We start from the raw sequence: 13075 nt of genomic DNA on the forward strand, positions 1-13075 counted from the left end.
AATTATACAAGAGGTTGTAATAAATAAGTTGATTTATCTGGCTCACCTTCCGCACTGGGTGGCTCTATTTTATGCATTGAGTGGCTCTAATCTCCGCCGAAGTGGCTCTATTTGAATGCAATAACCAAGACATTATCCTCTTCAATTAAATTATTTTTTTGAAAAATAAATCCAATAAATTCATTTCTATATTTTGCAAGTTGTTTTTCTGAAAAATCAGAGACCTTTACTCCATCTATATAATAATTTCCGTGAAAACGCTTGTCAATTAGTCCGATTATTTTAATAAGGGTTGTTTTGCCTGTTCCACTTTCTCCATAAATTATATACTTATTTCCATTTTGAAAGTTGACAAAGCAGTCTTTAAGAACGACCTCCTCTTCTTTCGTATTTTCTCCATATTTTTTCGTTAGATTAGATATGTTAAGCATAATTCACTCTCCTTGAGAAGTTAAATTTAATCGAATTCTTTTCAGAGAAAACATAGTGCTCAATAGTAGCGAAAACATAAAAAAGAAAAATAATGATAGGTTTATGAAAAAAAACATATCTAAGTTAAAATTATTTAATAGGTTAATTAACATGAAGTTAATACCTGATAGTAAACAAACAAATACAGAATTTCTAATAAAAATATTCTTTCTAGTTGATCCACATATCAAATGTATAACGTATTCTTTTGTTAGGTGATTAAGTAAGCTAGTAATAATTATGAGGTATGAAAAAAATAGAGAACACATCAAGAACAGTATAAATATTAGAATGTATTTTAAAAGGAAGTCTACTTCTTTATCCATTGGTGTAATGTTTTTTGTTAAATGTAATGATTTATCTTGAAATATATTTTCAAATACATTGTCTAGCTTTTTACTTACATCTTCCTCTGTAAATTGTGTATTTTCAATTAAAAATATTAATTCATTGATACTTAATCCATAATCACTTAGTTTACTATAGTTTCTATCTGAAACAGAAACAAACGACATTTCTTCACCATAAAACATGCTATTAACTCCCATTTTTTCTAGCTTTGAAATATCCAATGAATTCAAAGATAATGCTTCTGCCTTTCCAATTTCTTTGTCAAGCAACATGCTCTTTTGATTCTCAGGTATACACCATATTTCTTTGATGTTTGAGTCGTTATCGTATCTTCCAAAAATAACTAATATTTGTGATCGGAATTTATTATTTAATTTTTCAGAATAAAAGAATGTATAGCCTCCTTCATCAAATACTTCATTTAATTGCATTTCAATATTTTTTTGATTACTGAAATCATAATTAATAGGAGTAACCGAATAAATATTACCCTGGTATCCTTTATCACTTAGCGCATAGATAAGAGAAGATGAGGATGATATAAACACAATCGATATGCTGAGAATTAAAACCTCCAACAATATAAAATATAATCTAAATTTTATGATATCTTTAAATCCTAGTTTTACCACTTCAATCAACATGCAATCACCACATTTCTTTTTTCGTTTTACTGATTATAAATACATAATATAAAATGAGTACGCACACATAACTCCCTATAAAAACAAATTGAATTTGAAACAAATCTTTAAAAGAAAGATAGTACTTTTTGATTATTGATAATAGCGAAATGGATATAATATTTGATAAAATACTTGCTAAACCTAGCATATATAAGAAAGATAATATTTTAATTTTGATAATTTGGAATAAGGACCCCCCGAAAATTCTACTTATATAAATAAATTTTTTATCTTTTTGAGCGTATATCAGACATGTTATGATGGAAGTCAGCCATGTACTGAAAGAACTCAATAATACGAATTGAGTATATTTTTTTTCAAATGAATTTTCCAAAATTATTTTAATTAGATTATTATCCATACTCTGTTTTTTTTCTTCAAACCCTCTACTCTCCAATTCCTTCTTAATATTATTAAGACTAACAGTATTTTCTGAGTCAATGTATATCTCTTTTATTTGACCGAGGTCAAATGAAAATAAATTTTTAATAACCTTGATATCGTTTCTGGCTATCATGGAGTTATAGTCAAAAATATTAATGACATCCATATTATATTCTTCAGTTAAATTTGAATAATCATCATTGTTAAATCCGTTTTCAATTATTTGATCAATAGAATCTAAGACTACAGCAACGTTACTTTTGCTCATATAATCCTGTGAAGAAAAATACCTAAATTTTCTTGGGATAGTAAACTTTGTAGCATTTATATAGTATTTCATTTCTGGATCATATATACCAATAATTCGAGAATCATTAGTTTGAGCTATAGCAACTATATCATTATTATTATTTAGAAAATCGATGTCATATTGATTATTGTTAATTGTTTTATTAAAGTGTAAAAAATTTTCGCTCAAACCGTATGGGGTATTAGAACGGATATTCGATATTATATAGTTTAAACCATATATTATAGTGCAATTCACAGCTATAAAAAGAATTAACATCCAAATACTTTTCGCATGCAACCGTTTATCCATCCTAACACCTCGTAATTATTAATAAATATTTTCTTAATTACCGAATTCTATATTAACTCCATCTTCAAACAATCCACCACCGTAAAAGACTTGCTCTTCTTCAAGCGATGCTGCCGATCGTCCTAGACTATCATCTACAATTCCTGCACTGTAATTGTAATAAGCTTTAGTTTTTGGTCCATTGTTCCATAAATCTTTAACCTGAACTGTCCGTATTACTTGTCTTCCATCGTTTTTCCCTCCAGAATATGCAGTTGCGGAAGATTGACTTCCCTGAACATCATAAGTTATTCGAGTCCATAAAAAATATACATTACGACCGCTGGAATTTAAAGATCTATCTGCTCCTCTAACAGAAGCGGTTCCATTATAAGTGTCAGAAAGATAGCCACCATGTTCTGTTGTAACATATGTAGTATTAGATGCACTCCATAATGTAGTTGTTGCAGCGTAAGTTTGTGTTGTAGGAACAAAAAATAATACAACACTTAAAAACAAGAGAGCCTTTTTGTTAGTTAATCTTTTCATAATATAGCCATCCTTTTTGTGACATCGACTTTCTAAATAATAATCCCAAGGCGGATTTTATAATGAGGTTAGCCACTTCTAAAAATTCATAAAAAAACGCCTTGTGAATTTCATGTTATATTGAAGTTACCACTAACACTCAATAGATAAGGATGAATTCACATGACGCAAGAACATTTTAAAACAGACTCACGTAAAGAAACGCTTATCTTATCAAGAACGTTGCCAACTAGCGGTTCTAAAAAAAGAAGCTTATTCGCATCGTGCAATTGCCAAATTGTTGAATCGTTCGCCACAAACAATCCATAATAAAGCCAGACGAGGGATCATTGCCCAAATCAGACGCCAAAAACAGAACAGTAAAATCTACGAGCATCCTTATACCATTTACGATGCGGATGCCGGTCAAGTAAATTATGAGCATCAACATCTTAATAGTGGGAGACGAGCCAAAAGGGCGCCTACGATGCGTTTATTAACTGGGCAGACGATAAAATGCTTCAATACAAATGGTCGCCTGATGCTGTCGTAGGTTTTGCGCGTAAACATCAATTGTTTGACGTTGCTGTTATCCCTTGTACAACAACTTTATATCACTGGATTGATAGCGGTGAGATGAAAATTCGTAACTTATATTTAGTAGAAAAACTTTCCCGAAACACCAAGAAAAAGTCGAACAAAGCCCGTTGAAACAACGTGTCTTAAGGTAATCCATTGAAAATCGTCCAAAAGTAATTGAAATAAGAGTAAGTTTTGACCATCGGGAAATATCGATACAGTCATTGGAAGTAAAGCAGGTACTGAACCGGTGTTGTTGACTTTAGTTGAACGTAACATCCATGATGAAGCCACTCTAAAAATCGAGAATAAAACGGCTTCGACTGTAGATGGAGCCATTGAAGCTTTGCGCGAGTCGGGGAGTTTTTCCCACAACTCTTTCAAACGATTACATCAGATAATGGCTCTGATTCAAATTATGAAGAGCTAATTAGTTGATTTGGCTTCAGTTTGCTAGTTAAATATAACAGCTTATGGTTCATCAATTCGAATAAAGGTCGTCTTTTGGTGATCTTCAAGCGTATTATGTTCAACATCTAATTTAAATGACCATGTACTTCTATCTGGAAAAGTGATTGTCAAATAATCATCAGCAAAATAATATCTTGGATTATAAATGTTAACAGCAAACATTGGGAAAACTTCACCATCCCAGAATTCTATGGCAACTATTTGAGAATTGTGCTTAATAGAAGCTTCATTGATATTCTCTTCACTAGAATCAACAGTTAATGTATAGGAATCAATATTTTTAAGATAGTTTCTGATATCCATTATTCTTTGTAAATTGTTATCGGAAGGTATTGTGTCTGAATAATTATTTAGGACAATTTGGAAGGTGTTTTGTTCTATAATCAGTTCCTTAATAATGCTGGCTTCGCTTGGAACATAATGGCCATAGAAAGCTTCGTTAGCGTTCACAATTTTAGGTAACGCCAAGGTTAGCATTAACAAAATTAAGCAAATATATCGAAAAAACGTCATTCTAGATTTCTTTAAGCCATCGAGACCTTCTGCTTTATATTTTCTTACCCATGTCTTCAGAGCTGTTCTACTCGTTTCATAGTTCTTAGCCACCCGCTGTATACTTTGATTCTGGTCAATGACTTGTCGAACAGCTTGCCCTCGTTCTTCTAACGAATGTTTACTTCCTCTTTTATACATAGAAATAGCCCCCTAATAAAGTAATCAGATTTTTTTGGTTTCTCTTTCTACTTTATTGGGAGCATATCACTATGACATAAAGTATTTTTTTTAGATTGGTTAACTACTCAATTACTTTCGCTAAATGTATAATCGTATACTTCTTCCAAAAACGACTGTTCATCTATTTCACTAATAATAAAAACTGTTTTACCCCATAATTTAATTACCCATTTTCCATCCGAATTCTTTTGGTAATGAGGATTTTTAATAATATATTCCTTAGGGTAATCGATTTCTTCAAATTCAATTTCTGGTAAATAATCGCTAACGAGTTGATTAATCATCTCTTGGTTCATCTCAGGCGTTATCTGATCAGCGACCTCTTTGTAGATAGCAGCATAATCAATGTTAAAGTGCTTTAAATAATCAACTGCAGGATTAGTCGGATTTATTTTTTCAGAAATAGCTTTCTCCTCGAAATTCCTCATATCTACGTTAAACTGGCTCGTCTTCACAACGTCCTCTGCATCAAGGTTCATTAATATTTTAATAGATGACTCATTAAATTCAATTGTTTTTACAGGTAATGAACTATCAGCATTTTCAAAAAATCCTTGATATGGAAAAATCTCTTCAGCGCTGGCAGTAACATTGAAACCTATAAAAGAAAATAAAAACAAACTTAATAAAAGAATATATTTTTTCATTTTAATCACCCTCTTTTTTTAAGATAGAAGCATCATCTGGATTTTTTTCTCTACTTGGCATAGGGATTGAACCAGATTTTGGATAAATCCATCCACTATAAAATCCTACACCATTTGTATATTCAACCAGTTGCAAGTAACCGTGGAAACTTACTGTTTCATAGTAGACTTGATGGGGAAATTGAAAATTTGGAAAAGAAGTTGCATAATAAGAGGCTTTTTCAATCCACATTCTTCTTACAACATCATCAGGCACTACCATAGCTGTTTGTTCCTCAGAAAAATCGTTATATTCCTGAGCATAGATATGATTACCAGTTATATTGCTGGCAAGAGACAAGGAAATTAAACTAACTAACAACATTTTTTTCATAATTATCTTCCTCCTAATTATAGGGTATTCCAAAAGAATACCTGTTTTTTTCTATCTTTTTGTTTATCCTTATTCTGTCGGGAAAATACACAAAAACACTTGTATCATCCCCATTTAAGGTTAAAATTGAGTTTATGACAACCAACTCAACCTAAAGGAGATGTGATACAAGTGTTCCCCGTTATTATAACCTATTTGCTTGACATTATTAAGTCTCAATTGCGTATTATGACATCGACTTTCTAAATAATAATCCCAAAGTCGATTTTATAATGAAGTTAGCCACCTCTAAAAATGCATAAAAAACACTCTGTGAATTTCATGTTATATTAAAGTTACCACTAACTCTCAATCGACAAGCATGAATTAATATGACGCAAGAACATTTTAATGTAGACTCACGTAAAGGAAACACTTAACTTATCAAGAACATTGCCAACTAGCGATTCTAAAAAAAAAGCATATTCGCATCGTGCAATTACCATCTTTAAATTGCTCGCCAATTCAGGACTTGGCTATTTGGATGCTTTAATCGCGTCCGTTAAGTTTCCTGAATGTATCATTGTTACATGTATTGATTAATACGGAATTATTCTTTTTTCTCCACTAATCTTTTTTTGTTCCATGACAAATATTAACTTACCTTGTTGTTATAATATGACTAATCAAGACTAACAGAGTGCCTATCTTTACCAAATACTCTCACTTTTTAACCATAAAACACTTAAGAAATTCAATTATATGTGTTGTCCTCAAACTTTTTCAACTTCGGTTTATAAAATGACCATTGAGATAAACTCTCTGCCTTATCTGAAAGTTGTAATAATACTTGAATCAGTTTTTTTCATTGTCTTCCCTATTTCCGATTCTATTTTATCTCAAATAAAACATTATTGAAGGAACAATGTAAAATGTGTCGTTCTAAATGTAAAATGTGCAATTATTAAGACACGGACATAGTTGATGCCCCCACAATGACAAGAGTCAATGTGATGAAATCAGTTTCTAGGAATGGGGATAAAAGACAGCAAAACTCATTATACAAATATTCAAGGCCCCCATTATAAATAGAAATTGCTCAGATACTAAATACTTAAACTTGAATAATCACCAACCATTAAATAGCAGAGCTAAACTCACAAAGTGTACAACATAAGCCATCGGAAGTATTCTCGACAAGGACACCGGTCCTAAGAATGTAGCAGTTGTCATCCATAAGCAACGCCAAAAGGTTTTGGCATGGTAACGATCATTCATCAGCCGAAATCCAATAAATACTATGATAAATCCAATGAGTTCAATGACAGCATTCAATAAGATTCCCAAAATTACCACGACCAAAAATGATATAACATTACTAAACACTACTTCTAAGGCAAAGGAAATACGGTAGAAATCTTTGCTTTCAATATGACCTTTGTCTACTAATAATCGACTTAAGGCTTCCGTAATTTTTTCCATAAATCTTAGCCTTCTTTCTTTAATAAGACTGTCACCCGAAAGATTTGATTATCTGTTGCGTATATCATTTTGCCTCCAGACTCCGTTATCATCTGTTGTACATTCATTAAACCAATACCCTGCCTAGCCTTACCCTTACGAGAAAATAATTGGCCTTCTTTTTCTTCCAGTTCGCCATCAAAAGGATTGATTACGACGATTTTTCCATAATCATGATTCTCAGTAATAATCACCTCTATTTCTTTCTCTGTAGTCGTTAATAGAGTTACTGCTTCAATGGCGTTATCTAAGATATTGCCTAGGATAACCGTTAGATGACGGGCATGAAAGGGGAATTCTTCGATGTTCAGTCGAATATGAAAACGAATCGAAGGATTCTCCGCAATCTTACTATTGAGCAAGGCATTAATAATGTCATTTTTACTATGGACATAAGTCTTAAAGGTAGGTTGAGCGAGTAAACTTGTAATATAGGTATCTGCCTCTTCAGCTTTCCCAATCTCCAGCAAGGATTTTAGACTGATCAAGTGATTCTTTAAGTCGTGCTTTGTCTTAAGGAATTCCATGTTATGAGAAAGTAAATTTAAGTCAGCTTGCTCTTTCAATTTGAGTTCTTGTAAAAGGTGCTTATAAGTTAAAGCCTTATGCTTTTGCCTAGAATAGAGAATAATCAAAACAAATAACAAGCTAAAGAATACGCCGAAGAAGAATATCATATAGTGAATGGCATCACTATCACTAGTATGAAAATCATCTACCAAGTAGTCAAATAAAACTAATAACATTAAGAAGGTGCTTATAAACAACAGATGTGTAATGCGTGATCCAATAAAAGGTTGTATAATCTCACCCTTTACGATTAAACTCCCTAATTCTGCGGAGAGCAAATAAATGCATTTTATCCCCACGCCTACTCCCATCCAAATAAAGATATTGCTGTCAATCAAAGTCAGTGTGACAGGGGTCCAGCTAATTATTAGAGATTGGACCACGGCAGTAATTACACCTAGACAAACATAAGCAATTAAAGCAACCCTTATCTTTGTATGAGCAGATCCCTCAAAGACTAAAAAGATATAAACGACAAAGGTCAGTGTTAGAATAAGGGTGGTTATTGTTGAATAAACTGCAATAAAACTAAGCACAAACGTAATAAGGGTGTGTATGATTGCTAGTCCCCATTGGCTGTAAGGGCTTAACATTTTCCTTTTCAAGAATAGGCTTGCAAAGCGATACAAGATAGCCGTGTCAATGACACATAGGATTAACTCAAATAGTATGGGTAGGGAATCAGTATTCATAAGATACTCCCTTCTATGAGGTAGGTTTCATACTGTTCTATAATATAATTTCGATTGCGTCTAGAGATTTCAAAGTAACGAGAAATCTGATGCAACTTGACCTTTGTGGAAGAGAAGGAATAAATATGGTTCATATTGACTATAATATGGTTATTGGTCCTTAAAAAGCGTTTATCCGATAGCTCCGAGAAGACACTCTTCAAGGTTGATGTACTCAGTTTAATTCTCTCCCCATCAATAAGGTATAAATAAGGATTACGTCCAAGTTGTTCAATATAGAGGATTCGATTTGCTTCTATCCGTATGGTTGTGTCTGGCACCTTAAAGCGAATAAAGCGTTGGTTAATGTGCGTATTAACGAGTGTTGTTAATTCGTTGGGTAATCTCCGTTCTAATTCATCTTTTAAGATATAACGGTGAACGTTAATTCCAAAGGCGTCGCTCATATAGCCTTCAAAAGAGGTTAAAAAGATAATTGGTATTTGCGAAGTGTTTTGTGCTAGTTGCTGAGCTAATTCAATCCCATTCATTTCTGGCAATTCAATATCAAGGAGCAAAAGATGAATAGGTTGCTTATTGTTTCGTCCGATAAAATCTTCTGCTGATGCAAAGGTAAGGATATCATAATCAATATTGAGCGACTTGAATGTCCTTGAAACAATTGTTTTTACATATTCCCTTATTTGTTTCTCATCTTCGATAATAGTAATGGTGTACATAATTTTTTCTCTTTCCTTATATTATTTTTAACGCCTTAGAATTCAATCACATAAGTCTGCTTCGATAGCATTCAAGCAGATTAGGAGATTTGTTGGTATCCTAATTAGAAGCCATGGTACAAGTCATGGTTAATTGAATTAGAAGTAGATAGATCTGAGTTGCTTGCTGTGCTCTATAGCGAATCGTGCATAATTATTGTAGTTGAGTAAACTAGCCTCAATAATATAGTGCTTGTGAATCATAGAATACTCAAGTAGTTGTTCGAACTTAGAGAAAAGTTGATCCTCATAGCTGATTATTACTTCATTATTGACGAGCAAATCAATCTAACTATCAACTTCTAAATTCCCCTTATCTCCTCCAAGCGAGTCTGATACATTCTTAAATTAATCACATCATTATTACAAAAAAATGGATTAAACTAAGTTAGGTATGACCAAAAAGAAGGCTTTTAGATACTTTATTAGGGTTTTAGAGGAAATTTTTAAGAGAGCTCCTGCTCCTGTTTGATAAAATATGACCATCGAACTACTTACTCATCGTGATCTTTATAAAATTCATTTCTGGTATAAACTGTATAAACAATTACAGCAATAACAATGATACCTACGATTATTCTTATCATTTATTCAGACTCCTTTTTATAAAAACACCACACTTAGTCTGTAATTAAACGAAGTGTGGTGATGAATGCTTAGTAAAGCTCAGTGATTGTATCAAAGCGGTCTTTAATCGCTTCGATTTGCGCTTTATTACCTATAATAGCAGTTGCTGGATTAGCCAATACTTTTGTGAACGAATCACTTAATTGTGTTAAATCAGTAGTTTTAGTTGCTAAAATTTCTTCTTTCAGTTGTACAATATCTGCTTCTGTTACACTGTTTTGTTTCATATTAAACGATCTAATCCCACGGTGATAAGCTGATAATGGTTGATCAAGATTGCTTAGGGTACCGATAATTGTCTTGAAGAGTTCTTCTTCGTCGGTCACAAGATTTCTTATGTAAGCTGGAATTTCTTGATAAGCCTCCAGTGTTTTTGTGATATTCGGGTCACGATAAGAAACTAAAGCTAAGCTTCCTGAACGATTGTGCTGGAACATTGCTCCGTACGCTCCGCCCTTCACTCTAATATTATTCCATAAATAGTCATAGCGCAGAAGTGTTGCTAAGACATTTGCTGAACCAGAATATGGTACAATACCATCCGCGTCTACAGCTTGCGCCACGTAGTTTACATCTTGCGCTGTGATAAAGGCTTCTTTCTGAAAAGCACCTGCTTCAAAGACAGTTTTGCTAGCTAATTCGCTTGTTGGCAACTCATTAAATGCAACATGCAGCTTATTTTTAACGAGATCTACGCGTTGACTGTCCCCGACATATAGCGCATGAATTCGCTGTCTGTTAATTATTTTGTTAATTAAAGCTACTAGTTGATCACTTAAAGCTTTTTCGTTATGGTCATTAAACTGTTGACGGGTGTCTAATAAATATCTATATTGTGCTAAGCCTGATAACTGTTCACTTAAACGAGAACTGATTTTTACTTGGCTCAATGCGCGAGTTGCTGCTAAACTATGTGAACTAAAGTCAATTTGACGATCAAAGCTAGAAATAAAGCTTTGAAGCAATTGATAAATATCGCGTTCAGCATGCCAGTCTGTATGAAATAAAACTTCTTTCATTAAACGGATTAAATCATCTAATGAACTTTCTAACGCTTTTCCACTTATTACAAGATACGGTGTAATTTGCCCCGTATGAATATTCTCATAGACTGAGACGCTCGCATTTATTCCGCCAGTGTTCAAGTCAATCTGTGTTTGCAATTCAGCAATTGAGTAATTTTTCGTTGGCATTTTGCCCATTAATTTACTTAATAAGCCAAGCGCTTGGAAATCTTCTTGGGCAAAGTCTGATAAGTCAAGGTATAGATTCAAGTAATCAATGCCAGATGTAAATTCATCCGCATGATTAAATGTCGTACGCTCAAATAAATCGGATGTGATAATTTCTTTAATGGATGTCTCCGTTGTTAAATCATCACGCGTTAATCTTGGAATCTTGGCTAAATCTTCAGCAGAATCTGGCGTTTCCTGTCTCGCGATTAAAGCTTGAGTCTGAGTTACTAATTGTTGGATTGGTTCCTCACTTAAACTCTCTTGATAGGTTTTTAATTGAGCTAAAGTTTCCGCTTCCTGACGATCATTCTTGCCTGGCTCAGCTTTTAACGTGATGGCCACTTGCTTCGGATTATTTAGTAGTTTTCTGGCGATTAATTGTTCAAAGTAGCCTTCAGTTGCTAAAACTTTCAATTGAGCAAGCGGCTCAGAAAACGCTAATCTTTCATATGGTGAATAATTGTAGAGCCATGTGCTTAAGGCTTCAATGGCATAAATCACACCACGAGGATTACTTTCAGAAATGGCTGCCTCTTTTAAGTGGAACAAATGTTTATTTAAAGATGCTTCAATTAAATCAGCTGGGATGCCCTCTTCTACTAATTGTTCTAAGGTTTCTTTAACAACACGTTTAAAATCAACCATACGATCAGCACTTGAGAATTTAGCAATAATTGATAAAGCTTCTACAAAGCCTACTTCGTTATAGTCAAACGAAATATCGCCACCGATTTCAGCGTCTAACAAAGCCTTTTTCAGCGGAGATTCATTATTAGCAAATAGAATATCTAATAAAATACTTAAACCAAAGTAATCTAAGGTGTTAGCAACCTCATTTACATGCCAGTTTAAAGCCAAATAATCTTTATCGGTTGGGTTATCGCCTGCTGATAACGAATAAGTAGTCACTACGTCTGTTTGTCCTGGTTCAGTCGTTTCGATTGCTAAATCAACTAATTCGGATTGTTTTTGCATGCCATCAAAATATTCAGCCAACTGCTTAAAAGCAACTTCTTCATCTAAATTACCATAGAGAATTGTCAGTGAGTTAGATGGGTGGTAATACGTGTCATGGAAAGCAATGAATTCTGCTTGAGTTAAATCAGTGATCGCAGCTGGGTCACCACCTGAATCAACTGCATACGTTGTATTAGGGTACAAACTTGCTTGGATAAGGTTAGCCAGCTGACGATCAGGTGAAGCATTGGCTCCTTTCATCTCATTATAGACAACGCCTTTGTAGATTAGGTCATCCTCAGCTTGTTCTAAGTGGTAATGCCATCCTTCTTGTGCTAAAATTTGCGGATTTTCGCGGAAATTAGGTTGGAAAACAGCATCTAGATAAACACTCATGAGATTCTGGAAATCTTGCTCATTCGTAGAGGCAACCGGATAAATGGTTTTGTCTGAGAATGTCATCGCGTTAACGAATGTATTAAGTGATCCTTTAATTAATTCAACAAAAGGCTCTTTACTCGGATATTTCTTTGAACCATTTAAAACAGAGTGTTCAAGAATGTGAGCTATCCCATTATCACTAGTAGGAGGGGTGCGAAAAGCAATAGTGAAAGCTTTGTTAGTATCATCGTTAGCTAGGCGAAGTACTTGTGCACCAGTTTCCTGATGTTCATAGAGACGAGCTTCCGATTGAATATCTTGAAGTTGTTGTGTTTCTAATAATTTAAAAGTCATATAAAGCTCCTTTTCATTTTAATTACTCTCTAGTTTACCCTATTTTGACAGAAACAGCTAATTGTTGACAATCAAAACCACCAGTGTGAACTGGTGGTTTGCTCTTCGGCTGGAAGCCTCTGTTGCCGGCCTTGGCCTAAAAGGCCTACTGAAAAGGTCTCCTTCTGCACCACACTCACGCGCTGATTCTAAAGAA

Annotated in this window: 13 protein-coding genes; 2 read left to right on the forward strand and 11 right to left on the reverse strand. The window is 33.7% G+C overall.

All coding sequences use genetic code 11. The features are described from left to right. Positions 1 to 107: 107 nt before the first annotated feature. The 4 genes from GF867_RS13110 to GF867_RS13125 are packed head-to-tail and all read right to left on the reverse strand — an operon-like array spanning position 108 to position 3021. A complete protein-coding gene (locus GF867_RS13110) occupies positions 108 to 431 on the reverse strand; it encodes an ATP-binding cassette domain-containing protein (protein WP_153833545.1) in 324 nt (107 codons plus the stop codon). Between the two features lie 3 nt (positions 432 to 434). Next, positions 435 to 1466, reverse strand: a complete 1032-nt coding sequence (locus GF867_RS13115) for a hypothetical protein (protein WP_153833546.1) — start codon at positions 1464 to 1466, stop codon at positions 435 to 437. 4 nt (positions 1467 to 1470) lie between these two features. After that, complete coding sequence (locus GF867_RS13120; RefSeq protein ID WP_153833547.1) at positions 1471 to 2493, reverse strand: hypothetical protein; 1023 nt, start codon at positions 2491 to 2493, stop codon at positions 1471 to 1473. Positions 2494 to 2526: 33 nt separating this feature from the next. Continuing rightward, positions 2527 to 3021: a hypothetical protein gene (locus GF867_RS13125; protein ID WP_153833548.1), complete on the reverse strand. Its 495-nt coding sequence runs from the start codon at positions 3019 to 3021 to the stop codon at positions 2527 to 2529. Positions 3022 to 3196: 175 nt separating this feature from the next. On the opposite strand from GF867_RS13125, the gene GF867_RS14450 reads away from it, so the two are divergent. Both GF867_RS14450 and GF867_RS13135 read left to right on the forward strand, forming a co-directional pair. Continuing rightward, positions 3197 to 3553 (forward strand): helix-turn-helix domain-containing protein, encoded by a 357-nt coding sequence (locus GF867_RS14450; RefSeq protein WP_366927844.1) that lies wholly within the window; start codon positions 3197 to 3199, stop codon positions 3551 to 3553. Beyond that, positions 3517 to 3711 carry a hypothetical protein gene (locus GF867_RS13135; RefSeq protein ID WP_153833549.1) on the forward strand — a complete coding sequence of 65 codons (195 nt, stop codon included), beginning with the start codon at positions 3517 to 3519 and terminating at the stop codon, positions 3709 to 3711. The genes GF867_RS14450 and GF867_RS13135 overlap by 37 nt, the downstream gene beginning before the upstream one ends. Positions 3712 to 4050: 339 nt before the next feature. Here the strand turns inward: GF867_RS13135 and GF867_RS13145 are convergent, their stop codons facing one another. The 7 genes from GF867_RS13145 to GF867_RS13175 all read right to left on the reverse strand — a co-directional run bounded on the left by GF867_RS13145 (position 4051) and on the right by GF867_RS13175 (position 12879). Further along, a complete protein-coding gene (locus GF867_RS13145; protein ID WP_153833551.1) occupies positions 4051 to 4743 on the reverse strand; it encodes a helix-turn-helix domain-containing protein in 693 nt (230 codons plus the stop codon). Between the two features lie 107 nt (positions 4744 to 4850). Next, positions 4851 to 5432 (reverse strand): hypothetical protein, encoded by a 582-nt coding sequence (locus GF867_RS13150; RefSeq protein ID WP_153833552.1) that lies wholly within the window; start codon positions 5430 to 5432, stop codon positions 4851 to 4853. Between the two features lies 1 nt (position 5433). Further along, entirely contained in the window at positions 5434 to 5805 is a 372-nt protein-coding gene (locus GF867_RS13155) for a hypothetical protein (protein WP_153833553.1), read from the reverse strand. A 1107-nt stretch (positions 5806 to 6912) separates the two neighbouring features. Further along, positions 6913 to 7266 carry an accessory gene regulator B family protein gene (locus GF867_RS13160; protein ID WP_153833554.1) on the reverse strand — a complete coding sequence of 118 codons (354 nt, stop codon included), beginning with the start codon at positions 7264 to 7266 and terminating at the stop codon, positions 6913 to 6915. Between the two features lie 5 nt (positions 7267 to 7271). Next, the gene (locus GF867_RS13165; protein ID WP_153833555.1) at positions 7272 to 8567 is read right to left on the reverse strand and encodes a sensor histidine kinase; all 1296 of its coding nucleotides are present in this window, start codon (positions 8565 to 8567) and stop codon (positions 7272 to 7274) included. Continuing rightward, entirely contained in the window at positions 8564 to 9286 is a 723-nt protein-coding gene (locus GF867_RS13170) for a LytR/AlgR family response regulator transcription factor (protein ID WP_153833556.1), read from the reverse strand. The genes GF867_RS13165 and GF867_RS13170 overlap by 4 nt, the downstream gene beginning before the upstream one ends. A 695-nt stretch (positions 9287 to 9981) precedes the next feature. Further along, complete coding sequence (locus GF867_RS13175; RefSeq protein WP_153833557.1) at positions 9982 to 12879, reverse strand: insulinase family protein; 2898 nt, start codon at positions 12877 to 12879, stop codon at positions 9982 to 9984. Between the last annotated feature and the right edge of the window lie 196 nt (positions 12880 to 13075).

Origin of the sequence: Fundicoccus ignavus (assembly GCF_009659375.1) — a bacterium.
GTDB classification, from domain to species: domain Bacteria; phylum Bacillota; class Bacilli; order Lactobacillales; family Aerococcaceae; genus Fundicoccus; species Fundicoccus ignavus.

What these genes read in the sequence shown, in the direction of transcription:
- GF867_RS13110 (WP_153833545.1), bottom strand. Translation starts at nt 431, where the DNA reads ATGCTTAACATATCTAATCTAACGAAAAAATATGGAGAAAATACGAAA.
- GF867_RS13115 (WP_153833546.1), bottom strand. Translation starts at nt 1,466, where the DNA reads ATGTTGATTGAAGTGGTAAAACTAGGATTTAAAGATATCATAAAATTT.
- GF867_RS13120 (WP_153833547.1), bottom strand. Translation starts at nt 2,493, where the DNA reads ATGGATAAACGGTTGCATGCGAAAAGTATTTGGATGTTAATTCTTTTT.
- GF867_RS13125 (WP_153833548.1), bottom strand. Translation starts at nt 3,021, where the DNA reads ATGAAAAGATTAACTAACAAAAAGGCTCTCTTGTTTTTAAGTGTTGTA.
- GF867_RS13135 (WP_153833549.1), top strand. Translation starts at nt 3,517, where the DNA reads ATGCTTCAATACAAATGGTCGCCTGATGCTGTCGTAGGTTTTGCGCGT.
- GF867_RS13145 (WP_153833551.1), bottom strand. Translation starts at nt 4,743, where the DNA reads ATGTATAAAAGAGGAAGTAAACATTCGTTAGAAGAACGAGGGCAAGCT.
- GF867_RS13150 (WP_153833552.1), bottom strand. Translation starts at nt 5,432, where the DNA reads ATGAAAAAATATATTCTTTTATTAAGTTTGTTTTTATTTTCTTTTATA.
- GF867_RS13155 (WP_153833553.1), bottom strand. Translation starts at nt 5,805, where the DNA reads ATGAAAAAAATGTTGTTAGTTAGTTTAATTTCCTTGTCTCTTGCCAGC.
- GF867_RS13160 (WP_153833554.1), bottom strand. Translation starts at nt 7,266, where the DNA reads ATGGAAAAAATTACGGAAGCCTTAAGTCGATTATTAGTAGACAAAGGT.
- GF867_RS13165 (WP_153833555.1), bottom strand. Translation starts at nt 8,567, where the DNA reads ATGAATACTGATTCCCTACCCATACTATTTGAGTTAATCCTATGTGTC.
- GF867_RS13170 (WP_153833556.1), bottom strand. Translation starts at nt 9,286, where the DNA reads ATGTACACCATTACTATTATCGAAGATGAGAAACAAATAAGGGAATAT.
- GF867_RS13175 (WP_153833557.1), bottom strand. Translation starts at nt 12,879, where the DNA reads ATGACTTTTAAATTATTAGAAACACAACAACTTCAAGATATTCAATCG.